Annotated in this window: 20 protein-coding genes, 1 tRNA gene and 3 rRNA genes; 14 read left to right on the forward strand and 10 right to left on the reverse strand. The window is 53.2% G+C overall.

Translation table 11 applies throughout. The annotated features are described in order from the left end of the window. Window positions 1-2: 2 nt before the first annotated feature. From rng to csrD, 6 genes are all read right to left on the reverse strand, one after another. Window positions 3-1,472 (reverse strand): ribonuclease G, encoded by a 1,470-nt coding sequence (rng, locus tag AC6I8L_RS17905; protein ID WP_058959563.1) that lies wholly within the window; start codon window positions 1,470-1,472, stop codon window positions 3-5. Continuing rightward, complete coding sequence (locus tag AC6I8L_RS17910) at window positions 1,462-2,055, reverse strand: Maf family protein (protein WP_058959564.1); 594 nt, start codon at window positions 2,053-2,055, stop codon at window positions 1,462-1,464. The genes rng and AC6I8L_RS17910 overlap by 11 nt, the downstream gene beginning before the upstream one ends. An 8-nt stretch (window positions 2,056-2,063) precedes the next feature. Continuing rightward, window positions 2,064-2,552 (reverse strand): rod shape-determining protein MreD, encoded by a 489-nt coding sequence (mreD, locus tag AC6I8L_RS17915; protein ID WP_034830875.1) that lies wholly within the window; start codon window positions 2,550-2,552, stop codon window positions 2,064-2,066. Continuing rightward, window positions 2,549-3,583, reverse strand: coding sequence for a rod shape-determining protein MreC (gene mreC, locus AC6I8L_RS17920; protein WP_034830877.1), 1,035 nt, complete (start codon window positions 3,581-3,583; stop codon window positions 2,549-2,551). The genes mreD and mreC overlap by 4 nt, the downstream gene beginning before the upstream one ends. A gap of 145 nt (window positions 3,584-3,728) precedes the next feature. Then, window positions 3,729-4,772, reverse strand: coding sequence for a rod shape-determining protein MreB (gene mreB / locus AC6I8L_RS17925; protein WP_007891976.1), 1,044 nt, complete (start codon window positions 4,770-4,772; stop codon window positions 3,729-3,731). A gap of 310 nt (window positions 4,773-5,082) precedes the next feature. Beyond that, complete coding sequence (csrD, locus tag AC6I8L_RS17930) at window positions 5,083-7,029, reverse strand: RNase E specificity factor CsrD (RefSeq protein ID WP_058959565.1); 1,947 nt, start codon at window positions 7,027-7,029, stop codon at window positions 5,083-5,085. A gap of 327 nt (window positions 7,030-7,356) precedes the next feature. Between csrD and msrP the strand changes: the two genes are divergently transcribed. From msrP to AC6I8L_RS18000, 14 genes are all read left to right on the forward strand, one after another. Next, on the forward strand, window positions 7,357-8,361 hold the full coding sequence (msrP, locus tag AC6I8L_RS17935; RefSeq protein WP_034831065.1) for a protein-methionine-sulfoxide reductase catalytic subunit MsrP: 1,005 nt from the start codon (window positions 7,357-7,359) through the stop codon (window positions 8,359-8,361). Beyond that, entirely contained in the window at window positions 8,362-8,964 is a 603-nt protein-coding gene (msrQ, locus tag AC6I8L_RS17940) for a protein-methionine-sulfoxide reductase heme-binding subunit MsrQ (protein ID WP_034831066.1), read from the forward strand. 232 nt (window positions 8,965-9,196) lie between these two features. Next, window positions 9,197-9,649: a type II 3-dehydroquinate dehydratase gene (gene aroQ, locus AC6I8L_RS17945; RefSeq protein ID WP_058959566.1), complete on the forward strand. Its 453-nt coding sequence runs from the start codon at window positions 9,197-9,199 to the stop codon at window positions 9,647-9,649. A 21-nt stretch (window positions 9,650-9,670) separates the two neighbouring features. Beyond that, window positions 9,671-10,138 (forward strand): acetyl-CoA carboxylase biotin carboxyl carrier protein, encoded by a 468-nt coding sequence (gene accB, locus AC6I8L_RS17950; protein WP_034830260.1) that lies wholly within the window; start codon window positions 9,671-9,673, stop codon window positions 10,136-10,138. An 11-nt stretch (window positions 10,139-10,149) separates the two neighbouring features. Continuing rightward, on the forward strand, window positions 10,150-11,499 hold the full coding sequence (accC, locus tag AC6I8L_RS17955) for an acetyl-CoA carboxylase biotin carboxylase subunit (protein ID WP_479399740.1): 1,350 nt from the start codon (window positions 10,150-10,152) through the stop codon (window positions 11,497-11,499). A 70-nt stretch (window positions 11,500-11,569) separates the two neighbouring features. After that, complete coding sequence (locus AC6I8L_RS17960) at window positions 11,570-11,812, forward strand: YhdT family protein (protein ID WP_058962427.1); 243 nt, start codon at window positions 11,570-11,572, stop codon at window positions 11,810-11,812. Then, a complete protein-coding gene (gene panF / locus AC6I8L_RS17965; RefSeq protein ID WP_058962426.1) occupies window positions 11,802-13,247 on the forward strand; it encodes a sodium/pantothenate symporter in 1,446 nt (481 codons plus the stop codon). The genes AC6I8L_RS17960 and panF overlap by 11 nt, the downstream gene beginning before the upstream one ends. Window positions 13,248-13,258: 11 nt before the next feature. Beyond that, window positions 13,259-14,140 carry a 50S ribosomal protein L11 methyltransferase gene (gene prmA, locus AC6I8L_RS17970; protein ID WP_058962425.1) on the forward strand — a complete coding sequence of 294 codons (882 nt, stop codon included), beginning with the start codon at window positions 13,259-13,261 and terminating at the stop codon, window positions 14,138-14,140. Between the two features lie 394 nt (window positions 14,141-14,534). Further along, entirely contained in the window at window positions 14,535-15,500 is a 966-nt protein-coding gene (dusB, locus tag AC6I8L_RS17975; RefSeq protein WP_038644355.1) for a tRNA dihydrouridine synthase DusB, read from the forward strand. 24 nt (window positions 15,501-15,524) lie between these two features. After that, the gene (fis, locus tag AC6I8L_RS17980) at window positions 15,525-15,821 is read left to right on the forward strand and encodes a DNA-binding transcriptional regulator Fis (RefSeq protein WP_003855228.1); all 297 of its coding nucleotides are present in this window, start codon (window positions 15,525-15,527) and stop codon (window positions 15,819-15,821) included. A gap of 541 nt (window positions 15,822-16,362) precedes the next feature. Next, window positions 16,363-17,388 carry an amino acid ABC transporter substrate-binding protein gene (locus AC6I8L_RS17985; protein WP_034830184.1) on the forward strand — a complete coding sequence of 342 codons (1,026 nt, stop codon included), beginning with the start codon at window positions 16,363-16,365 and terminating at the stop codon, window positions 17,386-17,388. A gap of 66 nt (window positions 17,389-17,454) precedes the next feature. After that, window positions 17,455-18,633 carry an amino acid ABC transporter permease gene (locus AC6I8L_RS17990; protein ID WP_058962424.1) on the forward strand — a complete coding sequence of 393 codons (1,179 nt, stop codon included), beginning with the start codon at window positions 17,455-17,457 and terminating at the stop codon, window positions 18,631-18,633. Window positions 18,634-18,648: 15 nt separating this feature from the next. Then, window positions 18,649-19,749 (forward strand): amino acid ABC transporter permease, encoded by a 1,101-nt coding sequence (locus AC6I8L_RS17995; RefSeq protein ID WP_034830188.1) that lies wholly within the window; start codon window positions 18,649-18,651, stop codon window positions 19,747-19,749. Between the two features lie 8 nt (window positions 19,750-19,757). Then, complete coding sequence (locus AC6I8L_RS18000; protein ID WP_034830190.1) at window positions 19,758-20,519, forward strand: amino acid ABC transporter ATP-binding protein; 762 nt, start codon at window positions 19,758-19,760, stop codon at window positions 20,517-20,519. Between the two features lie 168 nt (window positions 20,520-20,687). Here the strand turns inward: AC6I8L_RS18000 and rrf (AC6I8L_RS18005) are convergent. The 4 genes from rrf (AC6I8L_RS18005) to AC6I8L_RS18020 all read right to left on the reverse strand — a co-directional run bounded on the left by rrf (AC6I8L_RS18005) (window position 20,688) and on the right by AC6I8L_RS18020 (window position 24,056). After that, window positions 20,688-20,803 (reverse strand): 5S ribosomal RNA (gene rrf / locus AC6I8L_RS18005). 36 nt (window positions 20,804-20,839) lie between these two features. After that, window positions 20,840-20,915: transfer RNA gene (locus AC6I8L_RS18010), tRNA-Thr, on the reverse strand. A 15-nt stretch (window positions 20,916-20,930) separates the two neighbouring features. After that, a 5S ribosomal RNA gene (gene rrf / locus AC6I8L_RS18015) occupies window positions 20,931-21,046 on the reverse strand. Window positions 21,047-21,151: 105 nt separating this feature from the next. Further along, window positions 21,152-24,056, reverse strand: a 23S ribosomal RNA gene (locus tag AC6I8L_RS18020). Window positions 24,057-24,062 lie beyond the last annotated feature (6 nt).

The following is a 24,062-nucleotide window of genomic DNA, read 5'->3' on the forward strand; positions in this document are numbered from 1 at the left end:
ACTTACATCATGACGACGTCAAACTGCTCCTGAGTATAGAGCGGCTCAACATGGACTTTAACCTGCTTACCGACAAAGATTTCCACTTCAGCCAGCGCATGTGACTCTTCGCTTTTTAACGCCTCGCCCACTGCCGGGGAAACATAAACGAGGAAACGATCGGAATCATAAGCATGATGTACACGCACGATTTCGCGCATGATTTCGTAGCAGACCGTTTCCACCGTTTTCAGCGTGCCGCGCCCTTTGCACACCGGGCAATCGGCACAGAGCACATGTTCAATACTTTCCCGCGTGCGTTTGCGCGTCATTTCCACCAGACCGAGCGCCGAGAAGCCGTTGATACCGGTTTTCACCCGATCTTTGCTCAGCGCACTTTCCAGCGAATGCAGTACGCGGCGACGATGGTCGTCATTACTCATGTCGATAAAATCGATGATGATAATGCCGCCCAAATTGCGCAGACGCAGTTGGCGAGCAATCGCCTGTGTGGCTTCAATGTTGGTGTTGAAGATGGTTTCGTCGAGATTACGATGCCCAACAAATGCACCGGTATTGATATCGACGGTGGTCATGGCTTCGGTTTGATCGATGATCAGATAGCCGCCCGACTTGAGTTCAACCTTGCGCTCCAGAGAGCGCTGGATTTCATTCTCAACATCAAACAGATCGAAGATTGGCTGTTTGCCGCTGTACAGCTCCAGCTTGCTGGCCATTTCCGGGATATATTCGCCGGTAAATTCCACCAGCAGATCGCAGGTCAGACGTGAATCAACGCGAATGCGATCCAGCGCTGCGCCGGCAAAGTCGCGCAACACGCGCTGTGCCAACGCTAACTCGCCGTACAGCAGACAGCGCGTCTGGTTACGTTTCTTACGCTCGCTGACTTTGGTCCAGAGACGCTTGAGAAACGCGGCATCCTGCGCCAGGTCTTCCTCGCAGATGCCTTCGGCAGCAGTACGAATAATAAAGCCGCCGAGATCGTCACAGTAGGTCGCCACGACGGCTTTCAGGCGGTCACGTTCGGCTTCGCTTTCAATGCGTTGTGATACGCCAACGTGCGATGCACCTGGCATAAACACCAGATAACGAGAAGGCAACGTAATATCAGTGGTGAGTCGTGCACCTTTGGTGCCGAGTGGATCTTTCACCACCTGTACCACCAGATCCTGGCCGGGACGCACCAGCTCGCTGATATCGCGTACGACAAAGTTTTTCTTCTCATCACCCGCCACGCATTCGGTGTGCGGCATGATGTCAGAAGCGTGCAGGAAGGCGGCTTTATCCATGCCAATATCAACAAACGCGGCCTGCATGCCGGGCAAAACGCGGCTAATGCGACCTTTATAGATATTCCCTACGATACCGCGCCGTGCTTCGCGCTCAATGTGAATTTCCTGCAGAATGCCGCCATCAATATAGGCAACACGGGTTTCAGAAGGTGTAACGTTAACCAGCAGCTCAGCCGTCATCTTGTCCCCTTAACGCACGCAGTGACTGAAAGTGGCTCAGCAACTCATTGGTTTCAACCAGCGGTAATCCCACTACGGCGTGATAGCTTCCATTAATCTTGCGGACAAAATTGCCGCCCAGACCCTGTATTCCGTACGCGCCGGCTTTGTCCATCGGCTCGCCGCTGGCAATATAGTGCGAGATTTCTTCTGCCGTGATATTGCGGAATGTCACGTCAGTGGTGACAAGGCAATCCAGCTCGCGTGCACTGTCAGCCAGCGCGACGGCGGTCATCACCTGATGCGTTTGCCCGGAGAGTTGACTCAACATCTGCGCTGCGTGTGCAGCATCGCGCGGCTTTTCCAGCACATCGTTGTTAAGGACCACGATGGTATCTGCACCCAGCACCGGTAAATCCCGCGGCGCGACCGCCACACCTGCGCGCGCTTTGTCCAAAGCCAGACGGCGCACATAAACTTCCGCCGCTTCCTCTGGCTGGCGCTGCTCTTCAACGTCGGTAATCAGGCGCTCAAATTGCAGCCCAAGTTGCGTGAGCAGTTCACGTCGACGCGGTGAACCGGATGCGAGATACAGGCTTATCATAGTCTTCCTTACTGAACAGCGAACTGTCGGCGAATCTTTCTCATTAATAAGAATAGCCAGGGCCATAGAATGCCGTCGACCACACTGCTCCAGAAGATTTCCGGGCGGAATGAGACGTTGATGACCAGGAATTCAGCCCAGAAAACAATGACATCCACCGCGAGCGACAGCACCATAACCATTAATGCCTGCTGCCACAACGCCAGATTTCGGAATAGCTGAAATTTGAAGGCCACCAGATACGCGATGATGCTGAACGCCAGCGCGCGCACCCCCAGCGTCGAACCGGCCACCAGGTCCATCACGGCCCCTAAAAAGAAGCCTGTACCAACATTAACCCGGTGCGGTAATGCCAGAACCCAGTAAACCAGGATCAACAAAAGCCATGAAGGCCGGAACATGTAGATTTGTTCCGGCCAGGGCATGATTTGCAGAATGAGGGCAATCAGAAAGGACAGCCAGATAACCCATCGGCCCTGGCTGCGATATCGACTCAAGGCTGGCCTCCGCGTGTGTTCGCTGGGATCCCTTGCGAACGACTGCTGTTAGCGGGTGCCGGCGGCCCCATTTGCTGCGTAGGCTGCATCATATCCGGTGCCGGTGGGCCCATTTCGCCTGCTGGCGGCAAGACCTGCGGCATCATCTGCATCAGACGCTCATTCGCCACGCGGTGAACTTCATCTGGTGCCATTGGCATGTCGCCATTCTTATCCGCGCCCCACAACAGCAGCAGGTAACGCAGACGTTGCAGGCCTGCCGTCGGATGCGCCTGAATCACGGTGTAGGCACGTTGGGTATCGACTTTCACGGAAGAGACCACTCCAACCGGGTAGCCTTCAGGGAAACGCCCGCCGAGACCTGACGTCACCAGCACATCGCCGACACGAATGTCGGTGTTGCCCGGCAGATGTTCCAGCTGCAAATCTTCACTGCAGCCGTTACCCGCCGCAATCACGCGAATATCATTACGTAACACCTGAATCGGCAACGCATGCGAAGCATCACAAATCAGCAGTACACGGCTGGTCACCTGACCCACAGCCACCACCTGACCCACTACACCTTTATCACTGATTACCGGTTGGCCTTCGTAAACACCGTTTACGCTGCCTTTATCGATAACCACCTGATCGGTATACGGATCGGTGCCGGTTGAAATCACCTGGGTCACCATCTTGTGCTCATCCTGACGCAGTGGCGAGCCGAGCAGCTCACGCAGACGTGCGTTTTCCTGCTTGTATTGCCCCAGCATCAGCAGGTCACTGTTTTTCAGGAAGAGCTCACGGCGCAGCGCTTTGTTTTCCAGCTCGAGCTGCTGGCGTGAAGCCAGCGTTTCTGAGACGCCGTCAAGAAGCTGTCGCGGCCCATTGGCCAGAAAATAAAATGGACTTACCGACGTGTCCAGGTAGTTGCGGATCTGGGAGAAGGAGCTCACGCGGCTGTCTGCGATAATGATCGCGATAGCCACAATGACTGCCAGAAAGAGACGCAACTGCAGGGAAGGCCCCCTGCTAAAAATCGGCTTCATAAATTCTGCGTGTTCCTCGACATCAGGGAAGAAGCGCCAGTCTTATGACTAACGCCTCCAGGGCTGGACGCATCTCGCCGTCGTGCGCAGCGTCGATAGGCGCGACTCCCTGCGCAATTTGACCACGGTCTCAGCCGATGAGGATTTACTCCTCGCTGAACAAATCGCCGCCGTGCATGTCGATCATTTCCAACGCTTTACCACCGCCGCGCGCGACGCAGGTCAGCGGGTCCTCTGCAACGACAACCGGAATACCGGTTTCTTCCATCAGCAGACGATCCAGATTGCGCAGCAATGCGCCACCACCGGTCAGCACCATGCCGCGCTCGGAGATGTCAGAAGCCAGTTCTGGTGGGCACTGTTCCAGCGCGACCATTACTGCGCTCACGATACCGGTCAACGGCTCTTGCAGCGCTTCAAGGATTTCATTGGAGTTCAGGGTAAAGCCACGCGGTACACCTTCAGCCAGGTTACGACCACGTACTTCAATTTCGTGTACTTCATCACCCGGATAGGCAGAACCAATGCCGTGCTTGATACGTTCCGCAGTGGCTTCACCAATCAGTGAACCGTAGTTGCGGCGCACATAGTTAATGATAGCTTCATCGAAGCGGTCACCACCGATACGTACAGAAGAAGAGTAGACCACGCCGTTCAGAGAGATAACGGCAACTTCAGTGGTACCACCACCGATATCCACCACCATCGAACCGGTTGCTTCAGATACCGGCAGGCCTGCACCAATTGCGGCAGCCATCGGCTCTTCAATCAGAAACACTTCGCGCGCGCCTGCACCTTGTGCAGATTCACGGATAGCACGGCGCTCAACCTGAGTGGCGCCAACCGGTACGCAGACCAGCACACGTGGGCTTGGACGCATAAAGCTGTTGCTGTGCACTTGCTTAATGAAGTGCTGGAGCATTTTTTCAGTCACGAAGAAATCGGCGATCACGCCATCTTTCATAGGACGGATGGCCGCGATGTTGCCTGGAGTACGACCCAGCATCTGCTTGGCGTCATGACCTACGGCCGCAACGCTCTTTGGCGAACCGGCACGATCCTGACGAATGGCAACCACGGAAGGCTCGTTCAGCACGATGCCTTGTCCTTTTACGTAAATCAGGGTATTCGCGGTACCCAGGTCAATGGACAAGTCATTGGAAAACATGCCACGAAATTTTTTAAACATACTAAGGGATAATCCTGCAAGCTGGGGGCGGAAAATAAAATCCGCCTACTTTACCAACCACGCGAAGCCGCTACAAGGCGCAAAAACGTTCTGCTTCGGTGAAAAAATACGCTGAATAATTTTTTGGGCCGATTCGCTTATCCCTGGCCGCCGTTAAATAGCGCTAAGCCGCCCTATTAAACGTAAATTCCCCCTTAATCACCGGGCGAATTTCGACATAAAATCTAACATTTCCAGCCATCATAAGCGCGGACGTAATCCCCCAAAGGGCAGAAAAAGGCCCCTCAGCGCCACTTTACTGGCTGAAGACCTAAATTCGATAACGTTGTGAATGTTTTTTCACGTTACTGTTCACCGGCAATGATGGGGCAAAGAAGTCGCCCTGCCCACCTGCCACGCCCAGATTCGCCAGCGTTTGCCACTCCGCGCGCGTGCGCACGCCCGCAGCAAAAACTTGTGTCGAGGTGGATTTGCACACTTCCAGTAAACTTTGCACAAATAACTGGTTTTCAGTACGACGTTCAATATTACGTACCAGCCCCGGATCGAGTTTGATCACTTCGATTGGGAACTGCTTGATATAAGCACTGCTCACCACGGTCATGCCCGCCTGATCCACCGCCACACGGCAACCAAACGCGGTCAACATTTGGAAAACCGGCACTAAGCGATTGATGTGTTGACAAACATCAGCCTCAGCAAGTTCAAATAAAAAACGTTTTCTTTGCGATTTTGTACATTGCAGCAAAAGCTTTTGCAGCCAGCGCTGGAATGGACGCTGTAATAAGGAGTCAATATTGACGGGTAACGCCAGCGTTTCATCAGGCCACACTTCAGAGAGTGCCGCGATTCGCGTCACCAGTTGGCGATCCCAACTGTCGGTCAAACCCAGTTGCAGCACCAGTGGCATAAACTCGGCCGACACCACTTCTTTGTCGCCATCGAACACGCGCGCCAGCATTTCACGGTGGTGCACTTTGCCATCCAGCAACACAGCCGGTTTTTGGTAAAGACGTGGGCCGCCGCGATTAAGCGTGTTTTCCAGCAGCGTTCGCCAGCGCACACTACCACGTCCCATGTCTAAGGTATTGCCTGCACCGACTGACCAACTGTTACCGCCCTGCAAGGCGGCACGACGGGTCGCCATCTCGACATTTTCCATCACCTGCGGCACAGTTTCTCCGCTGCGCCACGCGCTGATGCCAATGTGGATTAAATCATCGCGATCGACCATACGCATCGGCGGCAATGAGTCGACCGCGTTGATCAACTGATCGGCGATACTGTTGGCCTCTTTGAGCGTGCGGTGCGGCAATAACACGGCAAAATCGCTGCGGAAGTAGCGTGCCAGTAAAGCGCCTGGATATCGCAGAACAAATGTCGACAGCATATTAATCAGGTCAAACAGGTATTCATCCACCAGCGTTTGGCCCAGCGTTTCATGCAGCGTGTCGAGATCGGGCAGGCGCACCATCATCACCACGCCATGCGTGCCCACATCTTCCTGATCTTCCAGCAGCGTGGCTAACTGGTTATCGAAGAACAGGCGGTTATTCAGGCCGGTGCGTGAATCCTGTGCGGCAAACGTACGGATAAGCGTATCAATGCGCAAGCGCTGCTCGCCCGCTTCCTGAAGATCGTTAAGTAAAGTGTCAATAGCGCGACTGGCTTTTGGCGGCCATTCGGCATAATGGCCGACGTAGGGCACGCGCTCCCCCGCCAGAATACGCTCGGAGCGAGCTTCTAAACGCTCCATGTGCTGCCAGCGACGATTGATCCAGCGATGCGTCATCACCAGTAAAGCCGACATAATCGCCACCACGCTGAGCAGGACAATCAGCGTATAGGCACCGGTAAAGGAACGGAACCAGGTTTTCGCAGGATCGAGTACCACTACACGCAACTCAAGGCCGGGAGAGTGCACTAACGGAAGATCGAACTGAATAAAACGATTCGGCTCATCTTCGAGCATAGGATTTTCATGGCGAGCGAGTTGAAACACCACGGTATTGCCGTTATGCATCTCAATCTGTTCCGCATTGATCACCGGCATGATGCGCGTCAACCACTGCGTCAGTTCTTGTGGCGATTGCGTTGTCAGCGCTTTATCGACTTCGGTCGCTAGCGTATTGACGCGTGTTTCAACGCGTTGTTGCGATAGCCAGATAAAACTAAAAGCGCAGCCGACCAGCATCAATAACATTGCCAGTAAGCTTAATAATGTAATAAACGCAGAAAACTTAGTTGTTAATCGCATCCCTGTGCCTGTATCACTGCGGTACTAAACGGTCGCCATCCGACGGCGCCAACCTGCTCATTGGCGTAAACCTGAGCAAAATAGCACAAAACATCGTCTGAATCAGCGCCAGACGCGCATCAAATTAGGCGGTGCGCCATGCTAATCGGACCTGCGGCGCGAGTATAGCCGCAAAGTGTGATGGCTTGCGTTTCACACGGACTTTTTCGTCCTATTCTCAACAGAGCCCGCTTGCCAGGAAATTTCATATTTTTCCGGGCAAAGTGGCGTGTCCAGCGCGAGTTGATCATGCTGAGTACAACACCACCTTTTTCGCCGGAGAATGCCATGAAGCTGAAGCAATACCTTACCGAATCCGACGTGACGCCCGAGAGCATCTTTAATATGCGCCGCCGTCAGGTGTTGAAAGCGCTGGGATTAGGCGCCGCTGCGGCAAGTTTACCCGGCGCGGCGCAGGCAGATGTGCTGAGCTGGTTTAAAGGCAATGACCGTCCACCTGCCCCCGCAGGTCGCGATCTGCAATTTACCAAACCCGCGCAGTATCAGGCCGATCTGCCGATGACACCGTTTGACAAGGTTTCTGGCTATAACAACTTTTATGAGTTTGGTCTGGATAAAGCCGATCCAGCTGCCAACGCCGGCACGCTGAAAACTGAGCCCTGGCAGTTGCGCATTGAAGGTGAAGTGGCGAAACCGATCACGCTGGATATGGACGACATCTTTAAACGTTTTGCCATGGAGCAGCGTATTTATCGCATGCGCTGTGTTGAAGCGTGGTCGATGGTGATCCCTTGGGTGGGCTTTGAGCTGAATAAATTACTCAAACTGGCTGAACCCACCAGCAATGCCCGCTTTGTCGCCTTTCAGACGTTATATGCTCCGGACCAGATGCCAGGTCAGAAAGATCGCTTTATTGGCGGTGGGCTGGATTATCCGTATGTGGAAGGGTTGCGTCTTGATGAAGCGATGCACCCTCTCACACTATTAAGCACCGGCGTGTACGGTAAAGCGCTGCCGCCACAGAATGGCGCCCCGATTCGCCTGACGGTGCCGTGGAAATACGGTTTCAAGGGCATCAAATCCATCGTTAAAATCACCCTGACGCGCGACCAGCCTCCTACCACATGGAACCAAATCGCCAATAACGAATATGGATTTTATGCCAACGTTAACCCCCATGTGAATCACCCGCGCTGGTCGCAGGCCACCGAGCGTTTTATTGGTTCCGGCGGCATTCTGAATGTCGAACGCCAGCCAACCCTGCTGTTTAACGGCTACGCTAAAGAGGTGGCTTCACTGTATCGCGGGCTCGATTTACGGGAGAACTACTGAGTGCGACTGACGTTACGCCATATCACCCTGTTAAAAGTGGTGCTGCATCTCGCGGCTTTCCTGCCGTTTGTGTATCTGTTTATGGCAGCCAGCCAGGGTTGGTTAAGTGCCGACCCGGCGAAAGATATCCAGCATTTTACCGGCAGAATGGCGTTAAAGTTGCTTTTAGCGACGCTGCTGGTGAGCCCACTCACGCGTTACCTGAAACAGCCTCTGCTGATTCGCACCCGCCGCCTGCTCGGCGTGTGGTGTTTTGCCTGGGCATGTTTGCATTTGACCAGCTATTACCTGCTGGAACTGGGTTATAACCACCTGCAACTGCTAGGTAGTGAGATCGTTTCACGTCCTTATCTGTTACTGGGTATGATCTGCTGGCTGGTGCTGTTTGCCCTCGCCATCACCTCATTTCAACGTGCCCAACGTAAGCTTGGCCGTCGCTGGCAAACCCTGCACAACGGCATCTATCTTGTCGCGATCCTCGCACCTATCCACTATCTTTGGTCGGTGAAAGTCTTCTCCCCGCAGCCCTGGATTTATGCGCTGGTGGCTTTAGTGCTGTTAGGTTGGCGTTACAATAAGTTGCGTAAACTTCTGCATCGATAATCCCCGCATGGTTGTCTTCCTGCTGTGAAATCTGATAAAAGGTGTGGCCTTCGGGCCGCATCCGATCAACTTCGCAGATAAGACCAGTATTTTGCTGCGAATTGCGACGAAACGGATATAATGCCCGGCTTTATTGCAAGCGAAGTCGTCTTTTTCACTCTCAGGAGTGACAAACGACAGATGTCGCGGTATTTTACGCGATACCTTACTGATTGCAGGAGATAGCAGCAAGATGGCGCACGAATTTCACATACTGCTTTTAAACGGCCCCAACCTGAATTTGTTGGGAACGCGTGAGCCTGAGAAATATGGGCACACCACGTTGGCAGAAATTGTCAGCGATTTGACCCAGCAGGCCGATCAGCACCATGTGAAATTGAGTCATTTGCAATCGAATGCAGAGTTTCAGTTGATTGATCGTATTCACGAGGCCCGTGGCAATGTGGATTACATCATCATCAACCCGGCTGCATTCACGCATACCAGCGTTGCACTGCGTGATGCCCTGTTGGCGGTTAGCATCCCTTTTATTGAGGTGCATCTCTCGAACGTGCATGCACGTGAGCCGTTCCGACATCACTCCTATCTTTCTGATGTATCTGCTGGCGTCATTTGTGGACTTGGCGCTGATGGATACTCATGGGCTTTACAAACGGCAGTAAAACGCCTGTCACATTCCAATTAAACAGAGTACGGAACCACACTCATGGATATTCGTAAAATTAAGAAACTGATCGAACTGGTAGAAGAGTCTGGCATCTCCGAGCTGGAAATCTCTGAAGGCGAAGAGTCAGTTCGTATCAGCCGTTCACCTGCGAACGCTGGCTATCCGGTCATGCAACAGGCTTATGCTGCGCCAGTGATGCAGCAGCCTGCGCTGGCGACCGCCGTTGCACCTGCAGCCGCTGCGCCGGCTGAAGCCGCTAAGCCGGAAATCACCGGCCACATCGTGCGTTCTCCGATGGTCGGCACTTTCTACCGTACCCCAAGCCCGGATGCGAAAGCCTTCGTGGAAGTGGGCCAGAAAGTCAACGCGGGCGACACCCTGTGCATCGTTGAAGCAATGAAAATGATGAACCAGATCGAAGCCGATAAATCCGGCGTTGTGAAGGCGATCCTGGTGGAAAGCGGCCAACCGGTTGAATTTGACGAGCCGCTCGTCGTCATCGAATAACGAGGCGAAGCATGCTGGATAAAATTGTCATTGCTAACCGCGGTGAGATCGCTCTGCGTATTCTCCGCGCGTGTAAAGAATTAGGCATCAAGACCGTTGCGGTTCACTCAACCGCTGACCGCGACCTGAAGCACGTGCTGCTGGCGGACGAGACCGTCTGCATCGGCCCGGCACAGTCGGTCAAAAGTTACCTGAACATCCCTGCACTGATCTCTGCCGCCGAAATCACCGGCGCCGTGGCGATCCACCCGGGCTACGGTTTCCTCTCCGAGAACGCCGATTTTGCCGAGCAGGTTGAGCGCTCTGGTTTTATCTTCATCGGCCCGAAAGCTGACACCATCCGCCTGATGGGCGACAAAGTGTCTGCGATCACCGCCATGAAGAAAACCGGTGTGCCGACCGTGCCAGGATCTGACGGCTCGCTGACCGATGACATGGATAAAAACCGTGCCATTGCCAAACGCATCGGCTACCCGGTCATCATCAAAGCCTCTGGCGGCGGCGGCGGTCGTGGTATGCGCGTAGTGCGCAGTGAAAAAGATCTGGAACAATCCATCGGCATGACGAAAGCGGAAGCCAAAGCGGCTTTCAACAACGACATGGTCTACATGGAGAAATTCCTCGAGAACCCGCGTCACATCGAGATTCAGGTGATGGCCGACGGCCAGGGCAACGCCATCTATCTGGCGGAACGTGACTGCTCGATGCAGCGTCGTCACCAGAAAGTGGTCGAAGAAGCACCAGCGCCGGGCATCACGCCGGAACTGCGTCGCTTTATCGGCGAGCGCTGTGCGAAAGCCTGTATCGATATCGGCTACCGCGGTGCGGGTACCTTCGAGTTCCTGTACGAAAACGGTGAGTTCTACTTCATCGAGATGAACACCCGTATTCAGGTGGAGCATCCGGTGACCGAGATGATCACCGGCGTGGATCTGATCAAAGAGCAGCTGCGTATTGCTGCCGGTCAGCCGCTGTCAATCAAACAGGAAGACGTGATTGTTCGCGGTCATGCGGTGGAGTGCCGTATCAACGCCGAAGATCCGAACACCTTCCTGCCGAGCCCGGGCAAGATCACCCGTTTCCACGCGCCAGGCGGTTTCGGCGTGCGCTGGGAATCGCACATCTATGCCGGCTACAGCGTGCCGCCGTACTACGATTCCATGATCGGCAAGCTGATCACCTACGGTGAAACCCGTGAAGTGGCCATCGCGCGCATGAAAAATGCGCTGGCGGAACTGATCATCGACGGCATCAAGACCAACGTCGAGCTGCAGATGAAAATCATGTCCGACGAACATTTCCAGCAGGGTGGCACCAACATCCACTATCTGGAGAAAAAACTCGGCCTGCACGAGAAGTAATTGCAGCGCAGAGCAAACAAAGGCCGGTTAATCCGGCCTTTTTCATTTTTGTTACCGTTGAGGTTGCATGATGGATTGGCGTTTTTTACAAGCGAACAAAGAGGCGCGCTGGGCATTTTATCTGACGCTGGCGTACCTCGCCGTCTGGGGACTCTCCGCCTGGTTAGGGGGAGATGAAATCGGTATTTTGGGTCTGCCCCGCTGGTTCGAACTTTCCTGCGTATTTGCCCCACTGCTGTTTATTGTGCTGTGCTGGCTCATGGTGCGCATTCTGTTCCGTGATATGTCACTGGAGGACAATGATGGACTCTGAGATCATTCTTCCGCTGCTGGCCTATCTGGTACTTATTGCAGCACTGTCTGTATTTGCCATGCGTAAACAACGCCAGGGTAATTTCCTGAGCGAATACTTCCTTGGAAATCGCTCGATGGGCGGTTTTGTCCTCGCGATGACCATCACTGCGACCTATATCAGCGCCAGTTCGTTTATTGGTGGACCCGGCGCGGCCTACAAATACGGTCTGGGCTGGGTATTGCTGGCGATGATTCAGGTGCCTGCGGTTTGGCTGTCGCTTGGCGTATTAGGGAAAAAATTCGCCATTCTGGCGCGCCGCTACAATGCGGTGACACTGAATGACATGCTGTATGGCCGCTATGGCAGCACACTGCTGATTTGGCTCTCCAGTATTAGCTTATTGGTGGCTTTCATTGGCGCAATGACCGTGCAGTTTATCGGTGGTGCACGCCTGCTGGAAACCGCTGCGGGTATTCCCTACGACACCGGCTTATTAATTTTTGGTGGCACCATCGCGCTGTATACCGCGTTTGGCGGCTTCCGTGCCAGCGTACTCAACGATGCGATGCAAGGCCTGGTAATGCTGGTCGGCACCTTCCTGCTGCTGTTTGCCATTATCCATCAGGCGGGTGGACTCGAAACGGCCGTGACGAAACTGCGCACCATCGATCCCCAACTCGTGTCGCCGGAAGGTGTTGGCAACGTCATTAATCCGACATTCCTGAGTTCTTTCGCCGTGCTGGTCTGCTTTGGCGTGATTGGTTTGCCGCATACTGCGGTGCGCTGTATCTCCTATAAAGACAGTAAAGCCATGCATCGCGGCATCATTCTGGGCACCATTGTCGTGGTGATTCTGATGCTCGGCATGCATCTGGCGGGGGCGTTAGGTCGTGCCATTCTGCCGGATCTCACTGTTCCGGATCGCGTGATCCCGACGCTGATGATCACCGTGTTGCCGCCAATGGCAGCCGGCGTGTTTCTCGCTGCACCGATGGCAGCAATCATGTCAACGATTAACGCGCAGCTGCTGCAATCCTCCGCTACGCTAATCAAGGATCTCTATTTGCGTATTGCGCCACAGCACAGCGAGAATGAATCGCGCCTGCGTATGCTATCCGGCACTATCACTTTCGTGCTGGGCATATTGCTGTTACTGGCGGCGTGGAATCCACCGGATATGATTATCTGGCTCAATCTGCTGGCCTTTGGCGGACTGGAAGCCGTTTTCCTCTGGCCGCTGGTATTGGGACTGTATTGGGAGCGCGCTAATTCGACAGGTGCTATCAGCGGCATGGTTGTCGGCGCGGCTTGCTATACCTTACTTGCCAGCCTGAAAATTGAACTATGGGGCTTTCACCCTATCGTTCCCTCATTGACCTTAAGCCTGCTGGCCTTCGTGGTGGGTAATTTGTTTGGCAGCACGCCTGAAGCGCGTCACGCTGCGGTGAAATAAAGAGAAACGCTATGCCTTGGATTCAAATCAAAATTAACAGTACCGGCGAAAATGCCGAGCCGCTGAGCGATGCGCTGATGGACGTGGGCGCCGTCTCGGTGACGTTTCAGGATACCCATGACAACCCGGTTTACGAACCGCTACCGGGTGAAACACGCTTATGGGGCGATACAGATGTGATTGGTCTGTTCGACGCCGAAACCGAGATGGACGATGTGGTGGCCGAACTGAGTCAACATCCACTGCTGGGATCGTATTTCCATCACAAGATCGAGCAGATCGAGGATAAAGACTGGGAACGTGAATGGATGGATAACTTCCACCCGATGCGTTTTGGTGAACGTTTGTGGATCTGCCCGAGCTGGCGGGACGTGCCGGATCCGAATGCCGTCAACGTGATGCTGGATCCGGGCCTGGCGTTTGGTACCGGCACCCACCCGACCACTTCGCTCTGTCTCACCTGGCTTGATGGACTTGATCTGCAAGGCAAAACTGTGATCGATTTTGGCTGTGGATCCGGCATTCTCGCTATAGCCGCCCTTAAACTGGGCGCGTCGCAGGCTATCGGGATTGATATTGATCCGCAGGCTATTCAGGCCAGCCGTGACAATGCGGAGCGCAATGGCGTTTCTGATCGTCTGTCGCTCTATCTACCGCATCAACAGCCGGAAAACCTGCAAGCGGATGTGGTTGTCGCCAATATCCTCGCAGGCCCGCTACGCGAGCTGGCGCCGCTGATTAGCGTATTGCCGAAAGCGGGCGGACATCTGGGATTGTCGGGCGTATTAGCCAGCCAGGCTGAAGGGGTGTGTGAAGCCTACGTTGAGCGCTTCGTACTTGATCCGGTGGCTGAAAAAGAGGAGTGGTGCCGTATTACCGGCGTGCGCCGCTGAGTTTGATCACCGGCTGGCTTCGCTGGCCGGTTTGCTGTTTGGCCATCAGTCAGTGAAAGCAACTCACCCTCTGCATATCAGCCGCAAATCTGCTACCTGAAAGCAATCAAATTAGTACATTTAATAATCATATCGCCGTCATTTCTCTGGCTAATTACCGGATGTGGCGGTTTTTATGTCGTGATTTTGGGCATGTTTTAAGAAAAACTTTTGCTCACAATTTCAGCATAATTTTTTAATGCACTGAATTATATAGATTATTAGTTGTAGCATTGCTGTTAAGGCCGAATTCCTCGCAGTTTAACGGTGAATTGTTCAAAGTTTGGCCTTTCATCTTCGTTAAAAAATGCGTAATATACGCCGCCTTGCGAACAGTTAGGGTCACTTCTTTTTCATGCGCATTGGACACCATCAGCTACGTAATCGACTCATCGCTGCACCTATGGCTGGCGTTACCGACAAGCCATTTCGCACCTTGTGTTACGAGAACGGCGCGGGTATGACTGTCTCCGAGATGCTGTCATCAAACCCAGAAGTTTGGGCCAGTGATAAATCCCGTTTGCGTATGGTGCATAGTGACGAGCCTGGAATCCGTGCCGTGCAAATTGCCGGTTGCGATCCTGATGAGATGGCTGCTGCCGCGCGCATTAATGTGGCGTCTGGCGCGCAGGTCATTGATATCAACATGGGCTGCCCGGCTAAGAAAGTGAATCGTAAGATGGCTGGCTCAGCACTGCTGCAGCATCCGTCACTGGTGGAGTCCATCCTCCGTGCGGTAGTGAATGCAGTTGATGTACCGGTTACGCTGAAGATTCGCACCGGCTGGGACAAAGAAAATCGTAATTGTGTAGAGATTGCCCAATTGGCTGAACGCTGTGGCATTCAGGCTCTCACCATTCATGGCCGCACGCGCGCCTGTTTGTTTGAGGGGCACGCTGAATACGACAGCATTCGGACAGTTAAGCAGAGCGTTTCCATTCCGATTATCGCGAATGGTGACATTACTGACCCGCACAAAGCCAGAGCGGTGCTCGACTATACCGGAGCCGATGCTCTTATGGTTGGACGCGCTGCTCAGGGAAGACCGTGGATCTTCCGGGAAATCCAGCATTATCTGGACACAGGGGAGCTGCTGGCACCGAAGCCGCTGGCTGAAGTGAAGCAAATGCTGATTGGACATATACGGGAACTGCACGACTTTTATGGTCAGCGCAAGGGATACCGTATTGCTCGTAAACACGTTTCCTGGTATTTGCAGGAAAGTGCTCCTGATGACCAGTTTCGGCGCACATTCAACGCCATAGAGGATGCCAGCGAACAGCTGGAGGCGTTGGAGGCATACTTCGAAAATCTTGCGTAAACGAAATAAAGAGCTGAAAGAACTATGTTCGAACAACGCGTAAATTCTGATGTACTGACCGTTTCTACCGTTAACTCACAGGATCAGGTGACGCAAAAGCCACTTCGTGATTCGGTAAAACAGGCACTGAAGAACTATTTTGCTCAACTGAATGGTCAGGATGTAAGTGATCTGTATGAGCTGGTATTGGCTGAAGTTGAGCAGCCTCTGTTGGACATGGTGATGCAGTACACCCGTGGCAACCAGACCCGTGCAGCTCTGATGATGGGTATCAACCGTGGTACCCTGCGTAAGAAGCTGAAAAAATACGGCATGAACTAATTGTTCTTTGCTGCGCTAACGCCAACCCTCGGGTTGGCGTTTTTGTTTGTGCCTCACCAATAGTTTCCCTGCGTTAGCAACGGATGAAACAATTGTCGCGGATATGGTAACGATAGTTGCAATTGCATCCGTGATATTTCGTCTCTCTTACCGCACGTCTTTTGCCTCTTTTTAGCGCCTGCTTTGTGCGTCATAACGCCCGCCATGCCGCTTTCCCAGTGATCCTGCACTGTTTCTACCGTAACCCTGCAAACGCATACATTTTATCCTGAGTGATGGCTCACACTGCTTCCACATAGTGAAACTATTTGCACTATTTGTGATCGCGTCGTCTCGTCATGCAGCCTTTTGGTGCGCGATAGTAGCCAAAATTTCTGGATGCGTCCTTTTATTAAAAGATCTTTCCAGTGAATTCAGGATTCTGCAAACCTGGCATTACCTTTGCAGAGTCGTGGATGGCTAACCGCCACAGACAGAAAAAAGCGCACATTAAAGTGCGTGCAAACATAACAACACACGATCTCGCCACACAGGATGCTTTATGAAAAAGATGATGCTTTCCACCCTGGTCGCTGCAGCCTCGCTGTTCGCCGTTACTCAACAAGCGCACGCAGGCACCACGCTGGATGCCATTAAAAAGAAAGGTTTCGTACAGTGCGGTATCAGCGATGGCCTGCCAGGTTTCTCCTACGCTGATGCCAGCGGCAAATTTACCGGAATCGACGTGGATGTTTGCCGCGCTGCTGCGGCTGCGGTATTTGGTGATGCAAGCAAGGTGAAATACACCCCGCTGACGGCTAAAGAGCGTTTCACTGCGCTTCAGTCTGGTGAAGTGGATATCTTGTCTCGTAATACCACCTGGACCTCTTCGCGCGATGGTGGCATGGGCTTCTTGTTCGCTGGTGTGAACTACTATGACGGCATCGGCTTCCTGACCCATAAGAAAGCGGGCCTGAAAAGCGCCAAAGAGCTGGATGGTGCCACCGTATGTATTCAGGCCGGTACCGATACCGAGCTGAACGTGGCTGACTACTTCAAAGCCAACAAAATGCAGTACACGCCAGTGACCTTCGACCGTTCTGATGAGTCAGCGAAAGCACTCGACAGTGGCCGCTGCGATACCCTCTCTTCCGACCAGTCTCAGCTGTATGCACTGCGTGTGAAACTCGGCAAACCAGATGATTTTATCGTGCTGCCAGAAGTGATCTCTAAAGAGCCGCTGGGTCCTGTGGTACGTCGTGGTGATGACGACTGGTTCACCATCGTTAAATGGTCTCTTTACGCTATGCTGAACGCAGAAGAGATGGGCGTGAGCTCTAAGAATGTTGATCAGATGGCGGCCAAACCCACCACCCCGGATATGGCTCACCTGTTGGGTGCAGAAGGTGACTTCGGTAAAGACCTGAAACTTGATAATAAATGGGCTTACAACATCATCAAACAGGTCGGTAACTATCAGGAAGTGTTCGATCGCAACGTGGGTAAAGACAGTGCACTGAAAATCGCGCGTGGCCAGAATGCACTCTGGAACCAGGGCGGCATCCAGTACGCTCCACCAGTACGCTAAGTCTGTTCTGCCAGTCGGGCACCGCACCCTGCGGTGCCCAAGCGTTTTCTTCACTGAGGTTTCAACATGTCACAACGCCCAACCGTAAAGAGGGATTTTTCGTTTGGTAATCCTACGGTTCGCGCCTGGCTTTACCAGATCATCGCGATTGTGGCCGTGCTTGCTGTGGTGGGATATCTGGTCCACAACACAGTAATCAACCTGGCCAACCGCGGCATCACTTCCGGTTTCGGATTTCTTGAGCGCAATGCCGGTTTCGGCATCGTCCAACACCTGATCGATTACACCGAAGGCGATACTTACGCGCGCGTGTTTATGGTGGGGTTGACCAATACCCTGCTGGTTTCCGCACTCTGCATTGTATTTGCCTCCATCCTGGGCTTCGCCGTGGGGCTCGCGCGTCTGTCTGAAAACTGGCTGCTGCGTAAACTCTCGACCATCTACATCGAGACGTTTCGTAATATCCCACCGCTGCTGCAGATCTTCTTCTGGTACTTTGCGGTGTTGCGTAACCTGCCAGGGCCACGTCAGGCACTCAATGCGTTTGATCTGGCGTTTGTCAGTAACCGCGGTTTGTATATTCCGTGGCCAGAGTATGCACCTGGCACCTGGCCATTCCTGATTGCGCTGGCACTGGCCATCCTCGGCAGCGTTGCACTTTTCCGCTTCAACCGTAAGCATCAATTGAAAACCGGCCAGTTACGCCGCACGTGGCCCGCCGCTGCAGGTTTGATTGTGCTGTTACCCCTGATTGCACACACATTGTTTGGTGCTGCAACGCATTGGGATGTACCAGAACTGCGCGGATTCAACTTCCGCGGCGGCTTTGTGATGATCCCGGAGCTGGCGGCGCTAACGGTGGCGCTTTCTGTGTATACCTCATCGTTCATTGCCGAAGTGATTCGCTCTGGGATTCAGTCCGTGCCGTACGGTCAGAATGAAGCAGCCCGCTCGCTGGGTCTGCCAAATCCTGTCACGATGCGTCAGGTCATCATCCCGCAGGCAATGCGCGTGATCATTCCACCGTTAACCAGTCAGTATCTCAACATCGTGAAGAACTCATCACTGGCCGCGGCCATTGGCTATCCAGATATGGTGTCATTGTTTGCCGGCACGGTGCTGAACCAAACTGGCCAGGCCATTGAAACTATTGCGATTACCATGGTGGTCTATCTGATCATCAGCCTGCTTATTTCACTGCTGATGAACCTTTACAACCGCAAAATTGCGCTAGTTGAGCGATAAGAGAACGGGATCATTATGTCTGTAACCACACACGATACATCGCCTGCACCCAGCAATCCGTTAGGGAAAGCCTGGCTGTGGGCGCGCAAAAATTTGTTCTCAAGCTGGCTGAATACCCTGCTCACGTTGTTCAGCTTTTGGATTATCTGGAGTGTGATTCCACCGGCGCTGGATTGGCTTATTTTCCAGGCCAACTGGATTGGCGAAACACGTGCAGACTGCACCAAAGCAGGTGCATGCTGGGTATTTATCCACGCACGTTTTGGCCAGTTTATGTATGGACTTTATCCACATGAACTGCGCTGGCGCATTAATCTGGCGTTGGTGATTGGCCTACTGTCGATCGTTCCCATGTTCATTAAGTCGATGCCACGTCGTGGTCGCTACATTGCCTGCTGGGCGGTGATCTACCCAATAGTAGTCTGGCTGCTGATGTATGGCGGCTATCTGGGGCTGGATCGCGTGGAAACCCGCCAGTGGGGCGGTCTGACGCTGACGCTTATCATTGCTTCAATTGGCATCGCCGGTGCGCTGCCGTTGGGGATTCTGCTGGCGCTGGCTCGCCGTTCAAAAATGCCGGTGGTTCGCACCCTGTCAGTGATTTTCATTGAGTTCTGGCGTGGTGTGCCACTGATTACCGTGCTGTTTATGTCATCGGTAATGCTGCCGCTGTTTATGGCAGAGGGCACGACTATCGACAAGCTGGTACGTGCGCTGGTCGGTGTGATTCTGTTCCAGTCCGCTTATGTTGCAGAAGTGGTGCGTGGCGGCTTACAAGCACTGCCAAAAGGGCAGACTGAAGCGGCGGAATCACTGGCACTCGGCTACTGGAAAACGCAGATGCTGGTTATTCTGCCACAGGCACTTAAGCTGACCATCCCCGGTTTAGTGAATACCATCATCGCACTGTTTAAAGATACCAGCCTGGTGATCATCATCGGCCTCTTCGATCTCTTCAGTAGCGTGCAGCAAGCCACCGTTGACCCCACCTGGTTGGGCATGTCGACCGAAGGCTATGTGTTTGCTGCCATGGTCTACTGGATTTTCTGTTTTAGCATGTCGCGCTATAGCCAGCATCTGGAGAAGCGCTTCCACACCGGGCGCAAATCGCACTGAGGTTTTACATGACACAAATTATGACTAATGCGGCTGACGCCATGATGATTACGCTCGAAAACGTGAATAAATGGTATGGTCAGTTCCATGTTCTCAAAGATATTAACTTGCTGGTGAAACCCCGCGAACGCATTGTTCTTTGTGGGCCTTCCGGATCCGGGAAATCAACGACTATTCGTTGCATCAATCATTTAGAAGAGCATCAACAAGGTCGTATCGTAGTAGATGGCATCCATCTTAACGATGATGTGCGCAATATTGAGCGTGTTCGTACCGAAGTCGGCATGGTATTCCAACATTTTAATTTGTTCCCGCATCTTACCGTGTTGCAAAACTGCACGTTGGCACCGATTTGGGTGCGTAAGATGCCGAAGAAAGAAGCGGAAGAGTTAGCGATGCATTATCTGCAACGCGTGCGTATCGCGGAACATGCCCATAAGTTTCCAGGACAGTTGTCAGGAGGGCAGCAACAACGTGTGGCGATCGCGCGTTCACTGTGTATGAAACCGAAAATCATGCTGTTCGATGAACCGACCTCAGCACTCGATCCAGAAATGGTAAAAGAGGTTCTCGATACAATGATTGGTCTGGCAGAAGATGGTATGACGATGTTATGCGTGACGCACGAGATGGGCTTTGCGCGTACTGTGGCGGACCGGGTGATCTTTATGGATCGCGGAGAGATTGTTGAGGAAGCGCCGCCGCAGGAGTTCTTCGCGAATCCGAAATCAGAACGTACACGCGCCTTCCTTTCTCAAGTTATCCATTGATATGCAATGAGCTACTAAGCCTCTGCGCAATCTGGCAGAGGTTTTTTTATGACCTTGATATTATCTCGCATTAACTCATTCGACGTTTTTGACGAATCTTGAGCCTGGTTGCGAGTTTTAAACATACAAAAAAGCCCTGAACTTTCGTTCAGGGCTTCTGTGTTTGATGCCTGGCAGTTCCCTACTCTCGCATGGGGAGACCCCACACTACCATCGGCGCTACGGCGTTTCACTTCTGAGTTCGGCATGGGGTCAGGTGGGACCACCGCGCTAAAGCCGCCAGGCAAATTCTGTTATTTACCGAACTCACGCTTTAAAACTGGTGCTGATACCCAGAGTCGAACTGGGGACCTCACCCTTACCAAGGGTGCGCTCTACCAACTGAGCCATATCAGCACACTTTAATTTAATGCCTGGCAGTTCCCTACTCTCGCATGGGGAGGCCCCACACTACCATCGGCGCTACGGCGTTTCACTTCTGAGTTCGGCATGGGGTCAGGTGGGACCACCGCGCTAAAGCCGCCAGGCAAATTCTGTTTATTCACGCCGTGACATCCGTCACCACGCGAACCAGTCCGTGAACAAGCTGAAAATCTACTTCTGCGTCTCTCAAAAAACGCCTCTGGCGTTGTAAGGTTAAGCCTCACGGGTCATTAGTACCGGTTAGCTCAATGCATCGCTGCACTTACACATCCGGCCTATCAACGTCGTCGTCTTCAACGTCCCTTCAGGACTCTCAGAGAGTCAGGGAGAACTCATCTCGGGGCAAGTTTCGTGCTTAGATGCTTTCAGCACTTATCTTTTCCGCACTTAGCTACCGGGCAATGCCATTGGCATGACAACCCGAACACCAGTGGTGCGTTCACTCCGGTCCTCTCGTACTAGGAGCAACCCCCCTCAATTCTCCAGCGCCCACGGCAGATAGGGACCGAACTGTCTCACGACGTTCTAAACCCAGCTCGCGTACCACTTTAAACGGCGAACAGCCGTACCCTTGGGACCTACTTCAGCCCCAGGATGTGATGAGCCGACATCGAGGTGCCAAACACCGCCGTCGATATGAACTCTTGGGCGGTATCAGCCTGTTATCCCCGGAGTACCTTTTATCCGTTGAGCGATGGCCCTTCCATTCAGAACCACCGGATCACTATGACCTGCTTTCGCACCTGCTCGAGCCGTCACTCTCGCAGTCAAGCTGGCTTATGCCATTGCACTAACCTCCTGATGTCCGACCAGGATTAGCCAACCTTCGTGCTCCTCCGTTACTCTTTGGGAGGAGACCGCCCCAGTCAAACTACCCACCAGACACTGTCCGCAACCCGGATTACGGGTCTACGTTAGAACATCAAACATTAAAGGGTGGTATTTCAAGGTTGGCTCCACGCAGACTGGCGTCCACGCTTCAAAGCCTCCCACCTATCCTACACATCAAGGCTCAATGTTCAGTGTCAAGCTATAGTAAAGGTTCACGGGGTCTTTCCGTCTTGCCGCGGGTACACTGCATCTTCACAGCGATTTCAATTTCACTGAGTCTCGGGTGGAGACAGCCTGGCCATCATTACGCCATTCGTGCAGGTCGGAACTTACCCGACAAGGAATTTCGCTACCTTAGGACCGTTATAGTTACGGCCGCCGTTTACCGGGGCTTCGATCAAGAGCTTCTCCTTGCGGATAACCCCATCAATTAACCTTCCGGCACCGGGCAGGCGTCACACCGTATACGTCCACTTTCGTGTTTGCACAGTGCTGTGTTTTTAATAAACAGTTGCAGCCAGCTGGTATCTTCGACTGCCTTCAGCTCCGTCCGCGAGGGACTTCACCTGATGACAGCGTGCCTTCTCCCGAAGTTACGGCACCATTTTGCCTAGTTCCTTCACCCGAGTTCTCTCAAGCGCCTTGGTATTCTCTACCTGACCACCTGTGTCGGTTTGGGGTACGATTTCGTGTTACCTGGAGCTTAGAGGCTTTTCCTGGAAGCAGGGCATCAGTTACTTCACCACCGTAGTGGCTCGTCATCACACCTCAGCGTTAAAAAGAGTCCGGATTTACCTAAACTCTCCGCCTACATGCTTAAACCGGGACAACCGTCGCCCGGATAACCTAGCCTTCTCCGTCCCCCCTTCGCAGTAACACCAAGTGCAGGAATATTAACCTGCTTCCCATCGACTACGCTTTTCAGCCTCGCCTTAGGGGTCGACTCACCCTGCTCCGATTAACGTTGAACAGGAACCCTTGGTCTTCCGGCGAGCGGGCTTTTCACCCGCTTTATCGTTACTTATGTCAGCATTCGCACTTCTGATACCTCCAGCAAACCTCACAGTTCACCTTCAACGGCTTACAGAACGCTCCCCTACCCAACAACACATAGTGTCGCTGCCGCAGCTTCGGTGCATGGTTTAGCCCCGTTACATCTTCCGCGCAGGCCGACTCGACCAGTGAGCTATTACGCTTTCTTTAAATGATGGCTGCTTCTAAGCCAACATCCTGGCTGTCTGTGCCTTCCCACATCGTTTCCCACTTAACCATGACTTTGGGACCTTAGCTGGCGGTCTGGGTTGTTTCCCTCTTCACGACGGACGTTAGCACCCGCCGTGTGTCTCCCGTGATAACATTCTTCGGTATTCGCAGTTTGCATCGGGTTGGTAAGCCGGGATGGCCCCCTAGCCGAAACAGTGCTCTACCCCCGAAGATGAGTTCACGAGGCGCTACCTAAATAGCTTTCGGGGAGAACCAGCTATCTCCCGGTTTGATTGGCCTTTCACCCCCAGCCACAAGTCATCCGCTAATTTTTCAACATTAGTCGGTTCGGTCCTCCAGTTAGTGTTACCCAACCTTCAACCTGCCCATGGCTAGATCACCGGGTTTCGGGTCTATACCCTGCAACTTAACGCCCAGTTAAGACTCGGTTTCCCTGCGGCTCCCCTATACGGTTAACCTTGCTACAGAATATAAGTCGCTGACCCATTATACAAAAGGTACGCAGTCACCAAACAAGTTGGCTCCCACTGCTTGTACGTACACGGTTTCAGGTTCTGTTTCACTCCCCTCGCCGGGGTTCTTTTCGCCTTTCCCTCACGGTACTGGTTCACTATCGGTCAGTCAGGAGTATTTAGCCTTGGAGGATGGTCCCCCCATATTCAGACAGGATACCACGTGTCCCGCCCTACTCTTCGAACTCACAGTAAATGCACTTTTGTGTACGGGAGTATCACCCTGTACCCTGCGACTTTCCAGACGCTTCCACTAATGCACAAACTGATTCAGGTTCTGGGCTGCTCCCCGTTCGCTCGCCGCTACTGGGGGAATCTCGGTTGATTTCTTTTCCTCTGGGTACTTAGATGTTTCAGTTCCCCAGGTTCGCCTCGCAACACTATGTATTCATGTTGCGATGATGCACAGAGTGCACCGGGTTTCCCCATTCGGACATCGTCGGCTGTAGCGGTTCATATCACCTTACCGACGCTTTACGCAGATTAGCACGTCCTTCATCGCCTCTGACTGCCAGGGCATCCACCGTGTACGCTTAGTCGCTTAACCTCACAA

The sequence above is a fragment of the Type-E symbiont of Plautia stali genome, assembly GCF_059731115.1.